The sequence below is a fragment of the Kosakonia oryzendophytica genome (genome assembly GCF_900094925.1).
Taxonomy (GTDB): Bacteria; Pseudomonadota; Gammaproteobacteria; order Enterobacterales; family Enterobacteriaceae; genus Kosakonia; species Kosakonia oryzendophytica.
In genome coordinates, this window is the sequence record NZ_FMAY01000002.1 from 1 (window position 1) to 17,385 (window position 17,385).

Genomic DNA, 17,385 nt, shown 5'->3' on the forward strand with positions numbered 1-17,385 from the left:
GCCGATGGTAGTGTGGGGTCTCCCCATGCGAGAGTAGGGAACTGCCAGGCATCAAATAAAGCAGAAGGCCCAGTCGGAAGACTGGGCCTTTTTGCTATTGTTTAGCCTGCACTGACTGCTAAAAAACTGCTAAAGGAAGTCGCCATGGCTGTTCTGTATGTCCAACTTTATAAAAACCGCATGGTTGTACGCAATCTTAATACCCATCAACACGTTTCCGGCCAGAAAGCTTTCAGCAATCAGCGGATCCTGGTCGCCGATTTCTTCCTCGCCGAAAAACTGTTGCATGACCTCATCCAACAGTTGATTCCTCGTTCTTTCTGGCAGAGCCTGCTTCCCGGCATGGGGCGCCTCGAAATCCTGTCACATGCGTTAGAAATGAACGAAGGTGGCCTGTCTGCCGTCGAAGAGCGCGCTATCCTTGAAATGACATTTGGTGCATCGCATGGTAAATGTCGCAGCCCGCAGGTCATTGCCAGCCCGACTCCCCTCAGCGATCAACAAGTACTGGCGGCCCTGAGTCAGGCTAAAAAAACCGTTCCGGCAAGAGGCCGCAACGGTGAAATCATTCGCTAAACCAGCGGGGCGGGACGTGAAAATTTCTCACCTTCCACTTGCGATCTCGACATTTTGACAATTCCTGGGTATCTTCGGCTATCTGGATGTCTAAACGTTTAAACGTATGCAGTGAGGATATAAGTTATGCCGATTCGGGTGCAGGACGAGCTGCCAGCCGTCAACTTCTTACGTGATGAGAATGTCTTTGTAATGACGACCTCACGCGCAACAGTTCAGGAAATTCGTCCGCTGAAGGTGCTTATCCTCAACCTGATGCCGAAAAAAATTGAGACGGAAAACCAGTTCCTGCGCCTGCTGTCGAACTCACCGCTGCAGGTGGATGTGCGTCTGCTGCGTATCGACTCACGCGAGTCGCGCAATACGCCCGCCGAACACCTGAACACCTTTTATTGCAACTTCGATGAGATCTGCCACGAAAACTACGATGGTTTGATCGTCACCGGCGCACCGTTAGGGTTGGTGGAGTTCAACGATGTTGCCTACTGGCCTCAAATTGAGCAGGTTCTGGAGTGGGCAAAAGATCACGTCACCTCAACGCTCTTTGTCTGTTGGGCGGTACAGGCCGCACTAAACATCCTCTATGGCATTCCTAAGCAGACCCGCAGCGAAAAACTTTCAGGCGTATACGAACACCGCATTCTTCATCCTCATGCTTTACTGACCCGTGGGTTTGATGATGTATTTCTGGCTCCCCACTCCCGTTATGCCGACTTCCCGGCCGTATTGATCCGTGATTACACCGATCTGGATATTCTTGCGGAAACCGAAGGCGGAGATGCCTATCTGTTTGCCAGCAAGGACAAACGTATTGCCTTTGTCACGGGGCATCCGGAATACGATGCCAACACACTGGCGAATGAGTACTTCCGCGATGTAGATGCCGGTCTGAGTCCGGAATTGCCGTACAACTATTTCCCGAAAGACGATCCGCAGAACACGCCGCACGCATCCTGGCGTAGTCATGGTAATTTGCTGTTCATCAACTGGCTTAACTACTACGTCTACCAGATTACGCCATTCGATCTGAGTCATATGAATCCGACACTGGATTAAGCGTTTCAGCCCTGCATTCCAGGCGCCTTCGGGCGCCTTTTTTATTTCCGAAAATCACTTCACAGCAGCCTAAAAATATAATTCCAATGTTATCAGCAAGTTAAATTCATTTTACATTAAAAATGGAAATTGTTTTTGATTTTGGAAAAAGAATTGGCCAGGATTGATCCTGCTGAACGAAAACTGCACACCCGATCTTCGTTCGCATTGGGAAATGTCTTCGATGCATAAATGAGGAGCCGTACCATGACACAACAGGCGACAACAACCGATGAACTGGCCTTTACGCAGCCCTATGGCGAGCAGGAAAAGCAGATCCTCACACCCGCGGCGGTGGAATTTCTGAGTGAGCTGGTCACCCGCTTTACGCCAAAACGCAATCAGTTATTGGCTGCGCGACTGCGCCAGCAACAGCAGATCGATGCCGGAACGTTGCCTGGTTTTATTTCGGAAACAACTTCCATTCGTGAAAGCGACTGGACTATCCGGGGTATCCCAGACGATTTGCTCGATCGTCGGGTGGAGATCACCGGGCCGGTTGAGCGGAAAATGGTGATCAATGCACTCAACGCGAATGTAAAAGTGTTTATGGCGGATTTTGAAGATTCGCTGGCACCGAACTGGGAAAAAGTGATCGACGGGCAGATCAACCTGCGTGATGCGGTTAACGGTACCATCAGCTATACCAACGAGGCAGGCAAAATCTATCAACTCAAGCCCAACCCGGCGGTACTGGTTTGCCGCGTTCGCGGTTTGCACTTGCCAGAGAAGCACGTCACCTGGCGTGAAGAAGCCATCCCCGGCAGCCTGTTTGATTTTGCACTCTACTTTTTTCACAACCATAAAAACCTGCTCGCCAAAGGCAGCGGTCCCTATTTCTATCTGCCAAAAACCCAGTCCTGGCAAGAAGCGGCATGGTGGAGTGAGGTCTTTAGCTTTACGGAAGACCGCTTTAACCTGCCGCGCGGCACAATCAAAGCAACATTGTTGATTGAAACCCTGCCAGCGGTATTCCAGATGGATGAGATCCTGCATGCCCTGCGCGACCATATCGTCGGGCTTAATTGCGGGCGCTGGGATTATATTTTCAGCTATATCAAAACGTTAAAAAATTACCCGGACCGCGTTCTGCCCGATCGCCAGGTCGTGACGATGGACAAACCATTCCTGAGCGCTTATTCCCGCCTGCTGATCAAAACCTGTCATCGTCGCGGTGCATTTGCCATGGGCGGCATGGCGGCGTTTATCCCCAGTAAAGATACAGAACGTAATAACTGGGTACTGAATAAGGTTAAGGCAGATAAAGAACTTGAAGCCAAAAACGGTCATGACGGTACGTGGATTGCCCACCCGGGTCTTGGCGACACGGTGATGGAGGTGTTTAACGCGGCACTGGGCGACAACAAAAATCAGTTATCGGTGAGCCGTGAAGAGGATGCGCCGATCACCGCTGATCAACTGCTGGCACCTTGTGAAGGCGAACGCACAGAAGAAGGCATGCGCGCCAACATTCGTGTGGCGGTGCAGTACATCGAAGCGTGGATCTCTGGTAACGGTTGTGTGCCGATTTACGGACTGATGGAAGATGCCGCCACAGCAGAAATCTCCCGTACCTCCATCTGGCAATGGATCCACCACGAAAAAACGCTGAGCAACGGCAAAGCGGTGACCAAAGCACTGTTCCGCCAGATGCTGGCTGAAGAGATGCTGGTTATTCAGGAAGAGTTGGGTGAACACCGCTTTAGCAGCGGGCGGTTTGATGATGCCGCACGCCTGATGGAGCAGATCACTACCTCCGATGAACTGATCGATTTCCTGACGTTGCCTGGCTATCGCCTGTTAGCGTAATTCACCCACCTGTCACACTATGGAGCATCTGTATATGAAAACCCGTACCCAACAAATCGAAGCATTACAAAAAGAGTGGACACAACCGCGCTGGGAAGGCATTCGCCGCCCCTATACGGCGGAAGAGGTGGTGAAATTACGTGGCTCGGTAAACCCGGAATGTACGCTGGCGCAACTCGGTGCCGCCAAAATGTGGCGCTTGCTGCATGGCGAGTCGAAAAAAGGGTATATCAACAGCCTTGGTGCATTGACAGGTGGCCAGGCACTGCAACAAGCGAAAGCGGGTATTGAAGCTGTGTATCTCTCCGGCTGGCAGGTGGCGGCAGATGCAAACCTGGCCTCTAGCATGTATCCGGACCAGTCGCTGTATCCGGCAAACTCGGTGCCATCGGTGGTGGAGCGCATCAATAACACGTTCCGCCGTGCGGACCAGATTCAGTGGGCGGCAGGTATTGAGCCCGGTGATCCGCGCTTTGTCGATTATTTCCTGCCAATTGTTGCCGATGCCGAAGCCGGTTTTGGTGGGGTGCTGAACGCATTTGAACTGATGAAATCGATGATCGAAGCCGGTGCTGCGGCCGTTCACTTCGAAGACCAGCTTGCCTCGGTGAAGAAATGCGGTCACATGGGCGGGAAAGTGCTGGTACCCACCCAGGAAGCGGTGCAGAAACTGGTCGCCGCACGTCTTGCTGCGGATGTGCTTGGCGTACCAACCTTACTGGTTGCCCGTACCGACGCCGATGCCGCCGATCTGGTGACCTCCGACTGCGACCCGTATGACAGCGCTTTTATTACCGGTGAACGCACCAGTGAAGGTTTCTATCGTACCCACGCTGGTATCGAACAAGCCATCAGCCGTGGCCTGGCGTATGCGCCGTACGCCGATCTGGTGTGGTGCGAAACGTCAACGCCGGATCTTGAGATGGCCCGCCGTTTCGCCGAAGCCATCCACGCGAAATTCCCGGGCAAACTGCTGGCCTACAACTGTTCGCCATCGTTTAACTGGAAGAAAAATCTCGATGACAGCACCATCGCGCGTTTCCAGCAGGCGCTGTCGGACATGGGGTACAAATTCCAGTTTATTACCCTCGCGGGCATCCACAGCATGTGGTTCAACATGTTCGATTTGGCTCACGCTTATGCACAAGGTGAGGGGATGAAACACTATGTTGAGAAGGTGCAACAGCCAGAGTTCGCGGCAGGTAAAGAGGGCTATACCTTTGTTTCGCATCAGCAGGAGGTCGGTACGGGCTACTTCGATAAGGTGACCACCATTATTCAGGGCGGAACCTCTTCGGTCACCGCGCTGACCGGGTCGACGGAAGAAGCACAGTTCTGATCTGTTCTCCCTCTCCCCACCGGGGGGAGGGACCAATGAGGGAAAACTATGTCGCGTGGCCTGGAACTGCTGATTGCACAAACGATCTTACAGGGCTTTGATGCTCAATATGGGCGGTTTCTGGAAGTGACCTCCGGCGCGCAGCAGCGCTTTGAGCAGGCAGACTGGCAGGCCGTCCAGCAGGCCATGAAACAGCGTATCCACCTCTATGATCATCATGTGGGACTGGTGGTGGAACAGTTGCGCTGCATCACAGACAGCCAAAGCCCGGATGCCGCTTTCCTGTTGCGGGTAAAAGAGCACTACACTCAATTATTGCCGGACTACCCACGCTTTGAAATTGCCGAAAGTTTCTTTAACTCCGTCTATTGCCGCCTGTTTGATCACCGTTCACTGACGCCGGAACGCTTGTTTATCTTCAGTTCGCAGCCCGAGCGGCGTTTTCGCACCATTCCACGCCCGCTGGCGAAAGCATTCTGGCCGGAGCGAGGCTGGGAGGCACTGCTGACCAAAGTCCTGTCTGATTTGCCGTTGCGTCTGCCTTGGCAGGATAAAGCACGTGATGTCGGCTATATCGCGGCGCATCTGACGGATGCATTTGGCCCGGAAACCCTGAACCAGTCGCATTTGCAGGTCGCAAATGAGCTGTTCTACCGTAACAAAGCGGCCTGGCTGGTCGGTAAGCTGATCACGCCTGCCGCGACGCTGCCCTTTTTGCTGCCGATTCATCGCAGTGATGACGGGGAACTGTTTGTTGATACCTGCCTGACCACCCACGCCGAGGCGAGTATCGTGTTTGGTTTCGCCCGTTCCTATTTTATGGTCTATGCCCCGCTGCCTGCTGCTACCGTGGAGTGGTTGCGTGAAATCCTCCCCGGAAAGACCACCGCAGAGTTGTACATGGCGATTGGCTGCCAGAAACATGGCAAAACGGAAAGTTATCGCGAGTATCTGAACTACATCAACGCCAGCGATGAGCAATTTATTGAAGCGCCGGGGATCCGCGGTATGGTGATGCTGGTATTTACACTGCCGGGCTTCGATCGGGTATTCAAGGTGATCAAGGACGTGTTCCCGCCGCAAAAGGAGATGAGTGCGGCTCATGTCCGCGCCTGCTATCAGTTGGTTAAAGAACACGATCGCGTCGGGCGCATGGCCGATACGCAAGAGTTTGAAAACTTCGTACTGGAAAAGCGGCAAATTTCACCGGCATTAATGGCGTTATTACAGGAGCAGGCACCGGGCAAGATCACCGATCTCGGCGATCGCATTGCGATAAGCCATCTCTATATTGAGCGGCGGATGGTGCCGCTCAACCTGTGGTTTGAGCAGGTCACAGGCCAGCAACTGCGCGATGCGGTGGAAGAGTACGGCAATGCTATTCGCCAACTGGCCGCCGCCAATATCTTCCCCGGCGATATGTTATTTAAAAATTTCGGCGTCACCCGACACGGGCGGGTGGTGTTCTATGACTACGACGAAATTTGCTATATGACCGAAGTGAATTTTCGCGATATCCCTGCGCCGCGTTATCCGGAAGATGAGCTCAGCGCTGAGCCCTGGTACAGCGTTGCCCCTGGAGATGTTTTCCCGGAGGAGTTTCGTCACTGGCTGTGCGCCGACCCGAAAATTGGCCCACTGTTTGAGGAGATGCACGCTGATTTATTACGTGCTGACTACTGGCGCGGGCTGCAAATGCGCATCCGCAACGGGCATGTGGAAGATGTTTACGCCTACCGCAGGCGTCAGCGCTTTAGCGTACGCTTTGGCGCAACCGCGTTACGGCAGGCAGGATAGGTCAGGTAAAGTAGTAACGCACCACATGGAAGAAAATGGGGGCGGCCAAACAGGCGAACAGCAGCAGACCGCGCTGCAGGGTAATATTTTCAACCCGCCAGACGGCGAGGAAGCCGAGACAAGAGAGTATCGCAAAGACAATGCTGAACAGCGGAATGGTGTCTGGCGTGCAACCCTTTTGGCGTAAATACCGGGCAGCGGCCGCCGCCCAGCGTGTATTGTGCGTCCGGACCGGACGGCGCTCGTGAACTTCCCTGGTCATCGGACATATCTCGTAAGACGAGTAAAAAATGGACGGGCGGTATATAACTTTTTGAAGTTAACGCATTCCTCCAAATTCCAGGGTAACCTCTTTTGCCCCGCGGATCACCATCGCGCCCAGTTCCGTCACACGATCGTCGGTAATGCGCGACAGCGGCCCGGAGATAGAGATAGCCGCAAACGGCTGGCCGTGTTCGTCATAAATACAAGACGCCACGCAGCGCAGGCCGAGCGCATGCTCTTCATCATCGAACGAGTAGCCCCGTTTGCGCGTCTGGGCGAGATCCTCTTTCAGGTGCACTGGCGAAACCAGCGTCGCATGGGTGTAAGCATGCAGCCCTTTACGGTGCAGTAAGCTGCTGACCTGTTCATCATTCAGATTGGCTAAAAACGCTTTACCCGCGCCGGAAGCATGCATCGGCAATTTACCGCCAATGGGCGCTGACATGCGCATCAGTTGGGTACATTGCACTTGATCGATAATAATTGCCTGATGATCGCTTTGATCCAGTACGGCAAGGTTGACCGTTTCCCCGGACGCCTCCATTAATTTACGCAGGATCGGGTGCACAATGGCCATCAGGTTGCGGCTTTGCAAAAAGCTGCTGCCAACGATGAACGCATGCGCCCCCACCGACCAGTGGCCCAGATCGCCAACCTGGCGAACAAAGCCCAGTTGTTGCATGGTGGTCAGTAAACGGTGGGTAGTGGAGTTCGGCAAACCCGCCTGTTGCGCCAGTTCGGTCAGTGCGACGCTGCCGTGGGATTCGGCTATCCATTCCAGCAGTTTCAGGCCGCGGGTCAGTGACTGGACTTGCCCACCGGCCGGTGCGGCGGGAGTCGTGGCTTTTCTACCCCGTTTAGCGGGAACGGAAGCAACCATGGCTGGCTCCTTTTTCTGTATCGTGGAAATAATTTTCGTTTTAAGTGAGTATAACGCAACTCCGTTGCAGACTGATCGGATGAGTGATGCTGAACATCTCTCATGTTAACCCAGCGCCGCTTTTCCGGTCTGTTACTTTGTGCCAGTATGTCCTGCTGGCCTTTTGGCCTGATTGAGCGTTGTCGGGAGCACGTGTGAGCAGCAAAGTTGAGCAACTGAAACAGCAATTAAACGAAAGAATTCTGGTTCTGGATGGGGGCATGGGCACCATGATCCAGAGCTACCGTTTGAGTGAGCAGGATTTTCGCGGCGAGCGCTTCGCCGACTGGCCCTGCGATCTGAAAGGTAACAACGACTTGCTGGTGCTCAGCAAGCCGGAGGTGATTGCCGCCATCCATGACGCCTACTTTGCGGCGGGTGCCGACATCATCGAAACCAATACCTTCAACTCAACGACCATCGCCATGGCGGATTACCAGATGGAATCCCTGTCGGCGGAGATCAACTTTGCCGCGGCCAAACTGGCCCGTGCCAGCGCGGACAAGTGGACTGCACAAACCCCGGACAAGCCGCGTTACGTGGCGGGGGTGCTTGGCCCAACCAACCGCACTGCCTCTATCTCACCGGATGTGAACGATCCGGCGTTTCGTAACATCTCGTTCGATCAACTGGTCGCTGCTTATCGTGAGTCAACCAAAGCGCTGGTGGAAGGCGGATCGGACCTGATCCTTATCGAAACGGTGTTCGACACGCTGAATGCCAAGGCGGCGATCTTCGCCGTTAAAGAGGAGTTCGATGCGCTGGGCGTCGAACTGCCGATCATGATTTCCGGCACCATTACCGATGCGTCCGGGCGTACGCTCTCCGGTCAGACGACCGAAGCATTTTATAACTCGCTGCGCCACGCCGATGCGCTCACCTTCGGCCTGAACTGCGCCCTGGGGCCGGATGAATTACGCCAGTACGTGCAGGAACTGTCGCGCATTGCGGAATGCTACGTTACCGCGCACCCGAACGCCGGTCTGCCGAACGCCTTCGGCGAGTACGATCTGGATGCCGACACCATGGCCACGCAGATCCGAGAATGGGCGCAAGCGGGCTTCCTGAATATTGTCGGTGGCTGCTGCGGCACTACGCCGGAGCATATCGCTGCCATGAGCCGCGCGGTTGCCGGTTTGCCGCCGCGTAAGTTGCCGGACGTGCCTGTCGCCTGTCGTCTGGCGGGGCTCGAACCGCTGAACATTGGTGACGACAGCTTGTTTGTGAACGTGGGCGAACGTACCAACGTCACCGGTTCCGCTAAATTCAAACGTCTGATTAAAGAAGAAAAATACAGCGAAGCGCTGGACGTGGCGCGTCAGCAGGTGGAAAGTGGCGCACAAATCATCGACATCAACATGGATGAAGGGATGCTCGACGCGGAAGCGGCGATGGTGCGTTTCCTCAACCTGATTGCCGGTGAGCCGGATATTGCCCGGGTGCCGATCATGATCGACTCCTCCAAATGGGAGGTGATTGAAAAAGGGCTGAAATGCATTCAGGGCAAAGGCATCGTCAACTCCATCTCGATGAAAGAAGGGGTTGAGTCCTTTATTCACCATGCGAAGCGGGTTCGCCGCTACGGCGCGGCGGTGGTGGTGATGGCGTTTGACGAAGTAGGTCAGGCGGATACTCGCGAGCGCAAAATCGAAATCTGCCGCCGCGCTTACCACATCCTCACTGAAGAGGTGGGCTTCCCGCCGGAAGACATTATCTTCGACCCGAACATTTTTGCTGTCGCAACCGGTATCGAAGAGCATAACAACTACGCACAGGACTTTATTGGCGCATGTGAAGATATCAAGCGCGAACTGCCGCATGCACTCATCTCTGGCGGCGTCTCTAACGTGTCGTTCTCTTTCCGTGGTAACGATCCGGTGCGTGAGGCGATCCACGCCGTGTTCCTTTATTACGCCATTCGCAACGGTATGGACATGGGTATCGTCAACGCCGGGCAACTGGCTATCTACGACGATCTCCCTGCGGAACTGCGTGATGGCGTAGAAGATGTGATCCTCAACCGCCGCGACGATGCGACGGAACGTATGCTCGAACTGGCAGAGAAATACCGCGGCAGTAAAGCCGCCGACGACGGCGCTAATGCGCAACAAGCGGAATGGCGTAATTGGGATGTGAAAAAACGCCTCGAATATTCGTTGGTAAAAGGCATTACGGAATTTATTGAACTGGATACCGAAGAAGCCCGCCAACAGGCTGCGCGCCCGATTGAAGTGATCGAGGGGCCGCTGATGGATGGCATGAACGTGGTCGGCGATCTGTTCGGTGAAGGGAAAATGTTCCTGCCGCAGGTGGTGAAATCTGCCCGCGTGATGAAGCAAGCGGTCGCGTATCTGGAGCCGTATATCGAAGCCAGCAAAGAGCAGGGTAAGAGCAACGGCAAGATGGTGATCGCCACAGTGAAGGGCGACGTGCACGATATCGGGAAAAACATCGTTGGTGTGGTGCTGCAATGTAACAACTACGAGATTATCGATCTTGGCGTGATGGTGCCTGCCGACAAGATCCTGAAGACCGCGCGTGAAGAAAACGCTGACCTGATTGGTCTCTCCGGTCTTATCACTCCGTCGCTGGACGAAATGGTTAATGTGGCGAAAGAGATGGAACGCCAGGGCTTTACCATTCCGCTACTGATAGGTGGTGCGACCACCTCGAAAGCGCACACGGCAGTGAAAATCGAGCAAAACTATAGCGGGCCGACGGTATATGTGCAGAACGCGTCGCGCACCGTGGGCGTGGTGGCTTCCCTCCTGTCCGACACCCAGCATGATGATTTTGTGGCTCGCACCCGGAAAGAGTATGAAACCGTGCGCATCCAGCACGCGCGTAAAAAACCGCGTACACCGCCGGTGACTTTGCAGGCAGCGCGGGAGAACGACCTGGCTTTCGACTGGGCAAGCTATACGCCGCCAGTGGCGCACCGGCTGGGCGTGCAGGACGTGACCGCCAGCATTGAGACGCTGCGCAACTATATCGACTGGACGCCGTTCTTTATGACCTGGTCGCTGGCAGGGAAATACCCGCGCATTCTGGAAGATGAGGTGGTGGGTGAAGAGGCAAAACGCTTGTTTGCCGATGCGAATGAGATGCTCGATAAACTGAGTGCGGAAAAACTGCTCAATCCACGCGGAGTGGTGGGGCTGTTCCCGGCGAATCGCGTGGGCGATGACATTGAAATTTATCGCGACGAAACCCGCACACAGGTTCTGACAGTGGGTTGTCATCTGCGTCAGCAAACAGAAAAAGTGGGCTTTGCTAACTACTGTCTGGCGGATTTCGTTGCGCCAAAACAGAGCGGCAAAGCGGATTACATCGGTGCGTTCGCGGTGACTGGTGGGCTTGAGGAAGATGCGCTGGCAGAGGCCTACGATGCGGCGCATGACGATTACAACAAAATCATGGTGAAAGCCGTCGCCGATCGTCTGGCTGAAGCGTTTGCCGAATATTTGCACGAGCGGGTACGTAAAGTGTACTGGGGCTATGCACCCACTGAAAACCTCAGCAATGACGAACTGATCCGTGAAAATTATCAAGGGATCCGCCCGGCTCCCGGCTACCCCGCTTGTCCGGAACACACTGAGAAAGGGACGATTTGGCAACTGCTGGATGTGGAAAAGCATACCGGCATGAAGCTGACGGAGTCTTTTGCGATGTGGCCTGGCGCGTCCGTTTCCGGATGGTATTTCAGCCACCCGGACAGCAAGTATTTTGCTGTGGCGCAGTTGCAGCGGGATCAGGTTGAAGATTATGCACGGCGCAAAGGCATGTCGGTGGCGGAAGTTGAACGCTGGCTGGCACCCAATTTAGGCTACGATGCGGACTGATTCCAGAAGGGCATTTTTTAATGCCCTTTTTCATTGTTATTTCATTTGTGCGAAACAATTGTGAAGCAAACATAATACAAATTGAAACTAAGAACATTCTTAAAAGTGGATATTTTCTTAGACCCTTGTTCACCTTCATGCGTATGATAGTCGTTCGGCTAAAAGGCAAGATTGCTTACTCTTTTGCGCTTCATTTAATTGTCATAAATTTAACTTAGGTGTTATGAAATGGATATTTATGATATAAGGAAAAGAAATCTATTGCCGAAGGATTTTGAAAACATCCTGGCCCCGGATATCGCGAAAAATATAATCAAAAAGGAATATTTTATTGAGAGCAGCCCGAATAATATTTTGGGCAGCATCGACGGTTATACCATAAAGCGACATCACGGTTTTAAATATGGATTGCCGCACGATCCGTTAGGTCATCAAAAAGAAAAACATATTGATAGTCTGGTGGATAAAGGCGTGGTGGTAGTCGCGCGACCGAATGTTAGTACGCGTAGCCGCTTCTATTATCCTTTCTTTATTGCCGAGAATGGTGATCTGTTTTGTGTGCAACCTCTGTCGTTTAACGCCGTGTTTATCAGAACGATTCTGAACGGTTTTAAAGACAGCGTGGCGATGCATGGCCGCCCGGCGCCAACGCGTAGCGGCTTTGCGCCAGTGACGCCGGAGTATGGGCCTGGCTACTGGAAAAATAGTGAAAATGATTACCCTGGCGTGAAAAACGCGGCGATGATGATGATCAACCGGGCAACCAGCATGGCTGATGAAGGGCGGGTATTTGGCTCCGAGGGTAAGGATTATATGAATACCGCGCGTAACAGCGTTCAGTTATGGACGCCCATCCCGGACAGCGTGACATCGGATACTCGCGAAATCCTCTTTACCCGTTCGGTTATCCGGCGTTATGGCGAGAAGCGCACAGTATCCCAGAAATATCCACAAGGGGAGGATGCCAGGGCGCAATCGGGCCAATCATGGCAATGGATTCCAGGTGTATGTGATGAGGATTATGAGTTTAAAAAATAACGTATTGGTCTTTTGGGGAATTATGGATGGGCTGGCATTAGTCAGTTATTTCTACTTTTCGCTGCAAAGTGGCAATGTCCCTTTTTATTCCGATATAAGCAGTTTTTATACCCATTTTTCACAGTTGGGTGCCAGTGGTTTGATGGGGGTAATTATTCAGGTGATGTTTTTTATAAATATCGCACTGATCGTCTCATTGTTTTTTTCATGCTGGTCGTTGATTGTGAAAAAAGATATTCATAGTATCTTCTTTATTGGGCAGGAAATAGCCCGTTTATTGTCGTTAAAATGTTCGTTAGCGTTGATCCCGTTGTTTATGCACTTCACTGGTTATAGTGCCGCGTGGGGAGCATTCCTGCTGTTTTTTGTGTCGGAAGCGTTGAAAATTGGTTCGGTGGTATGGGCCAAACGCCATCCCGTTCCGCACGCTGATTCCATGATTACCGGCTAAATCTCCGTTTCTGTCACAAAATTGTCATTTTCCCTTACAACTCAGAGGGCGTCAGCTCGGCGTCCTGCGTTTTTCCCGGCTTTAACGCCTTATACTTACTTCATAATGTTGACGTTATCTTCGTGGGTAACACGCAACGCATAACGATAAGGAGGACCGGACCCTGTGTTGACTTTGCTCCATCTGCTTTCCGCTGTGGCCCTGCTGGTATGGGGGACCCATATTGTCCGTACTGGTGTGATGCGCGTGTTCGGCGCGCGTTTACGCACGGTTCTCAGCCGAAGTGTTGAAAAAAAACCGCTCGCGTTCTGTGCGGGCATCGGTGTTACCGCGCTGGTGCAAAGCAGTAACGCCACCACGATGCTGGTGACCTCGTTTGTGGCGCAGGATCTGGTGGCGCTTACCCCGGCATTAGTGATCGTGCTCGGCGCGGACGTCGGGACCGCCTTAATGGCGCGTATTTTAACGTTCGATCTCTCCTGGCTGTCGCCGCTGCTGATTTTTCTCGGCGTGATTTTCTTTCTCGGACGTAAGCAAACCCGCGAAGGGCAACTGGGTCGCGTCAGTATCGGCCTAGGGTTGATCCTGCTGGCGTTGGAACTGATTGTGCAGGCGGTCACGCCAATTACGCAGGCGAATGGCGTACAGGTTATTTTTGCGTCGTTGACGGGCGACATCATGCTCGACGCGCTGATTGGCGCAGTCTTCGCCATCATCAGTTACTCCAGCCTGGCGGCGGTGTTGCTCACGGCGACGCTGACCACCGCCGGTATTATCTCTTTCCCGGTGGCACTGTGCCTGGTGATCGGCGCAAATCTCGGCTCCGGTTTGCTGGCAATGCTGAATAACAGTGCCGCCAATGCTGCGGCTCGCCGTGTAGCGCTCGGCAGCTTGCTGTTTAAGCTGGTGGGGAGCCTGATTATTCTGCCGTTTGTGCATATGTTGGCGACGTCGATGCAAAAACTGCCGCTACCGGAAGCGGAACTGGTGATCTACTTCCACGTTTTCTACAACCTGATCCGTTGCCTGGCGATGGTGCCGTTTGCCGGACCGATGGCGCAGTTCTGTAAACGGATCATCCGCGAAGAACCGGAACTGGATACGCGTCTTAAACCGAAGCATCTCGACAGTTCCGCGCTGGATACCCCAACCCTTGCGTTGGCCAATGCCGCCCGGGAAACGCTGCGTATGGGCGATGCGATGGAGTTGATGCTGGAAGGGCTGCATAAGGTAATGCACGGTGAACCGCGACAGGGAAAAGAGCTGCGCAAACAGGCCGATGACGTCAACGTGCTGTATACCGCGATCAAGCTTTATCTGGCGCGCATTCCTCAGGGAGAACTGGCGGAGGAGGAGTCAAAGCGCTGGGCGGAAATTATCGAAATGTCGCTCAACCTTGAGCAGGCCGCCGATATTGTCGAGCGAATGGGCAGTGACATTGCGGACAAATCACTGGCGGCGCGGCGTGCTTTCTCCCTTGAGGGGCTGAAAGAACTGGATGCGCTGCACGAACGGCTGGTGGGGAATCTGAAACTGGCGATGTCGGTATTTTTCTCCAGCGATATCTCCAGTGCTCGCCGCCTGCGCCGCAGCAAGCACCGTTTCCGCATTATGAATCGCCGTTTCTCACATGCGCACGTTGAGCGTCTGCATCAGCAAAACGTGCAGAGCATTGAAACCAGTTCGCTGCACCTTGGCTTGTTGGGTGACATGAAACGCCTGAACTCCCTGTTCTGTTCCGTGGCCTACAGTGTGCTGGAACAACCGGATGAAGACGACGAACGCGACGAGAATTGACCCGTGTTGTGCCGTGCCCACGGGCACGGCTTGTCTGGTTTTTATCGCTCATTGTGTTGAGCTAAAAACCCCACTTTTACTGCGGTAGTGCACAAATTCGATTATATGGCGTAAAAATCCATTTTTATCTCTCCCGGAAGCCAGTTATATTCCGCTTTTACAGGAGAATGTATGCTGCCAATCCAATCAACACGTTTAAACAAATACATCAGCGAAAGCGGGATTTGCTCACGCCGCGAGGCTGACCGTTACATCGAACAGGGCAATGTCTTTATTAACGGCAGGCGCGCCGGTATTGGCGATCAGGTTGTCGCCGGAGACGTTGTAAAAGTGAATGGTCAACTTATCGAGCCGCGAAACGAAGAAAATCTGGTGTTTATCGCGTTGAATAAGCCCGTTGGCATTGTCAGTACGACGGAAGATGGCGAAAAAGACAATATTGTTGATTTCGTTAATCACAGCAGCCGAATCTTCCCTATCGGTCGGTTAGACAAAGATTCTCAGGGGCTGATTTTTCTCACGAACCACGGCGATCTGGTGAATAAAATCCTGCGTGCCGGCAATGACCATGAGAAAGAGTATCTGGTCACGGTAAATAAGCCGGTTACCGATGAGTTTGTGCGCGGTATGGGGGCAGGTGTGCCGATCCTCGGCACGGTAACCAAAAAGTGCAAGGTGAAGAAAGAAGCACCGTTTACCTTCCGCATCACGCTGGTTCAGGGGCTGAACCGCCAGATCCGTCGTATGTGCGAACACTTTGGTTATGACGTCACTAAGCTGGAACGCACGCGCATTATGAACGTCAGCCTGACCGGGTTGCCGCCAGGGGAGTGGCGCGATCTTACGGATGATGAGCTGATTACGCTGTTTAAGCTGATTGAAAATTCAACCTCAGAAGCGAAGCCGAAAGCAAAAGCGAAACCGCAGGCGGCGAAAAAACCTGCGGTGAAAGTGGCAAAGCCCGAAGAGAAAAGCCGGGCCAAACCGGCGGGCAAACGCTTTACCCAACCGGGGCGAAAAAAGAAAGGGCGCTAATCAGCGTCTGCCGCGCGTTGAGGTGTTCGCAGACCAGGAAAACGTTGTATTTTCGTCCGGTTTATAAGCCTGCTGTTTTTTCACCTGGCGGGCTTTCTTCGCAGCCACTTCACGCTGCGCCATCAGTTTATCGATGTACTCTTTCTTTACGTGATTCGCTTCAGAGTTGCTGAGCGGGCGCCCGTGTGCGATGCGCGCGCGGTCGAGCAGCGTTTTCAACTCCCGCTGCTCACTCTCTGTCATCTCTTTTTGCGTCAATCTGGTCAGTGCCATAAGACTCTCTCCCTAGGATGTATTTCGAGTGTACGCGATGTCCAGGTATTGTCTATGTGCGGGGCGCACAACTCTCGAAAGCGCCCCCACGTTGCCGATAAACGGTCATTTTACACGTGATGCGCAGAGCACCGTATCGGACAAGCCTGGCAGATCGGTTATTCGTGCTCTGTCACCACTTCTGTTTTCCGCCCTTCCACCGGTTTACCAGACCAGTAACCCGCCAGCAGCGAGCCGGAAAGATTGTGCCAGACGGAGAACAGTGCGCCAGGCAGTGCCGCGAGCGGCGAGAAGTAAATTTTCCCGAGTGCGGCCGCAAGGCCGGAGTTCTGCATCCCCACTTCAATGGCCAGCGTGCGGCAGGTAGACTCGTCAAACCCGAACAGACGCCCGCCCCAGTAACCCCCGAGCAGACCGATGCTGTTATGCAGGATCACCGCGGCGATAACCACCAGACCTACCGATGCAATATACGCGGCGGAACCAGCAACCACTGCGCTGATAATCGCCAGAATGCAGACCATCGAGAACGCAGGCAGCCAGGGTTCCACGGCCTTGACCAGGCGTGGGAACAGGTGGTGGATTGCCAGCCCAAGGCCAATCGGGATCACTACAATTTGCAGGATGCTTAGCAGCATTCCCATCACATCCACCTGAATATGCGCATCCACATACAACCGCGTCAGTAGCGGCGTCGCAATCACGCCAACCAGGGTGGAAACCGACGAGATAGTCACGGATAGCGCCACGTCGCCTTTTGCCAGATAAATCATCACGTTTGACGCTGTTCCGCTGGCGACGCTACCGACCAGTACCATTCCGGCGGAGAGATCCGGCGGCATTTTAAAGAGTAACGCTAATAGCCATGCCGCCAGTGGCATCACCAGATAGTGCAGGAAAATCCCTGCTGCGACCGGTGCCGGGCGTGCCAGAACGCGTTTGAAGTCATCGATTTTCAGGTGCACGCCCATACCCAGCATGATCAGCATTAGCAGCGTGGTTACCCACGGGCCGATGGCGATAAAGGTCGGTGGGAAGTAATAGGCGAGAACAGAGAGCAGCAGTGCCCATAACGGGAACAGCCGCGTGAGAGTTGCGAGCATGTATCTATTCCTTGCGATTGTTATGTCGTGTCGTGTTGTCTTTTTTG

14 protein-coding genes are annotated in these 17,385 nt (G+C 53.6%); 10 read left to right on the forward strand and 4 right to left on the reverse strand.

The genetic code is table 11. The annotated features are described in order from the left end of the window. The first annotated feature begins 144 nt into the window (after positions 1–144). From GA0061071_RS03195 to aceK, 5 genes are all read left to right on the forward strand, one after another. Positions 145–576, forward strand: coding sequence for a YjaA family stress response protein (locus tag GA0061071_RS03195; RefSeq protein WP_061498954.1), 432 nt, complete (start codon positions 145–147; stop codon positions 574–576). A 126-nt stretch (positions 577–702) separates the two neighbouring features. Beyond that, positions 703–1,632, forward strand: coding sequence for a homoserine O-acetyltransferase MetA (gene metA, locus GA0061071_RS03200; protein ID WP_061498952.1), 930 nt, complete (start codon positions 703–705; stop codon positions 1,630–1,632). 246 nt (positions 1,633–1,878) lie between these two features. Beyond that, positions 1,879–3,480, forward strand: a complete 1,602-nt coding sequence (gene aceB / locus GA0061071_RS03205; protein ID WP_061498950.1) for a malate synthase A — start codon at positions 1,879–1,881, stop codon at positions 3,478–3,480. 34 nt (positions 3,481–3,514) lie between these two features. Further along, a complete protein-coding gene (aceA, locus tag GA0061071_RS03210) occupies positions 3,515–4,819 on the forward strand; it encodes an isocitrate lyase (protein WP_061498947.1) in 1,305 nt (434 codons plus the stop codon). A gap of 48 nt (positions 4,820–4,867) precedes the next feature. Continuing rightward, positions 4,868–6,616, forward strand: coding sequence for a bifunctional isocitrate dehydrogenase kinase/phosphatase (aceK, locus tag GA0061071_RS03215; RefSeq protein WP_061498944.1), 1,749 nt, complete (start codon positions 4,868–4,870; stop codon positions 6,614–6,616). A 1-nt stretch (position 6,617) separates the two neighbouring features. Here the strand turns inward: aceK and GA0061071_RS23230 are convergent, their stop codons facing one another. Both GA0061071_RS23230 and iclR read right to left on the reverse strand, forming a co-directional pair. Next, positions 6,618–6,878 (reverse strand): hypothetical protein, encoded by a 261-nt coding sequence (locus GA0061071_RS23230; protein ID WP_134319005.1) that lies wholly within the window; start codon positions 6,876–6,878, stop codon positions 6,618–6,620. 57 nt (positions 6,879–6,935) lie between these two features. Continuing rightward, positions 6,936–7,760, reverse strand: coding sequence for a glyoxylate bypass operon transcriptional repressor IclR (gene iclR / locus GA0061071_RS03220; RefSeq protein ID WP_061498942.1), 825 nt, complete (start codon positions 7,758–7,760; stop codon positions 6,936–6,938). A 194-nt stretch (positions 7,761–7,954) separates the two neighbouring features. Between iclR and metH the strand changes: the two genes are divergently transcribed. From metH to rluF, 5 genes are all read left to right on the forward strand, one after another. Beyond that, positions 7,955–11,641: a methionine synthase gene (metH, locus tag GA0061071_RS03225; protein ID WP_088237211.1), complete on the forward strand. Its 3,687-nt coding sequence runs from the start codon at positions 7,955–7,957 to the stop codon at positions 11,639–11,641. Between the two features lie 228 nt (positions 11,642–11,869). Then, positions 11,870–12,679, forward strand: coding sequence for a DUF8093 domain-containing protein (locus tag GA0061071_RS03230; protein ID WP_245191394.1), 810 nt, complete (start codon positions 11,870–11,872; stop codon positions 12,677–12,679). Then, positions 12,654–13,130, forward strand: a complete 477-nt coding sequence (locus tag GA0061071_RS03235) for a hypothetical protein (RefSeq protein WP_245191398.1) — start codon at positions 12,654–12,656, stop codon at positions 13,128–13,130. The genes GA0061071_RS03230 and GA0061071_RS03235 overlap by 26 nt, the downstream gene beginning before the upstream one ends. Positions 13,131–13,295: 165 nt before the next feature. Further along, positions 13,296–14,927, forward strand: a complete 1,632-nt coding sequence (locus GA0061071_RS03240; RefSeq protein WP_061498931.1) for a Na/Pi cotransporter family protein — start codon at positions 13,296–13,298, stop codon at positions 14,925–14,927. Positions 14,928–15,098: 171 nt separating this feature from the next. After that, a complete protein-coding gene (gene rluF, locus GA0061071_RS03245; protein WP_088237213.1) occupies positions 15,099–15,962 on the forward strand; it encodes a 23S rRNA pseudouridine(2604) synthase RluF in 864 nt (287 codons plus the stop codon). Here the strand turns inward: rluF and GA0061071_RS03250 are convergent, their stop codons facing one another. Both GA0061071_RS03250 and panS read right to left on the reverse strand, forming a co-directional pair. After that, entirely contained in the window at positions 15,963–16,235 is a 273-nt protein-coding gene (locus tag GA0061071_RS03250) for a YjbD family protein (RefSeq protein WP_061498925.1), read from the reverse strand. A 158-nt stretch (positions 16,236–16,393) separates the two neighbouring features. Continuing rightward, positions 16,394–17,338, reverse strand: a complete 945-nt coding sequence (gene panS / locus GA0061071_RS03255; RefSeq protein WP_088237214.1) for a ketopantoate/pantoate/pantothenate transporter PanS — start codon at positions 17,336–17,338, stop codon at positions 16,394–16,396. Between the last annotated feature and the right edge of the window lie 47 nt (positions 17,339–17,385).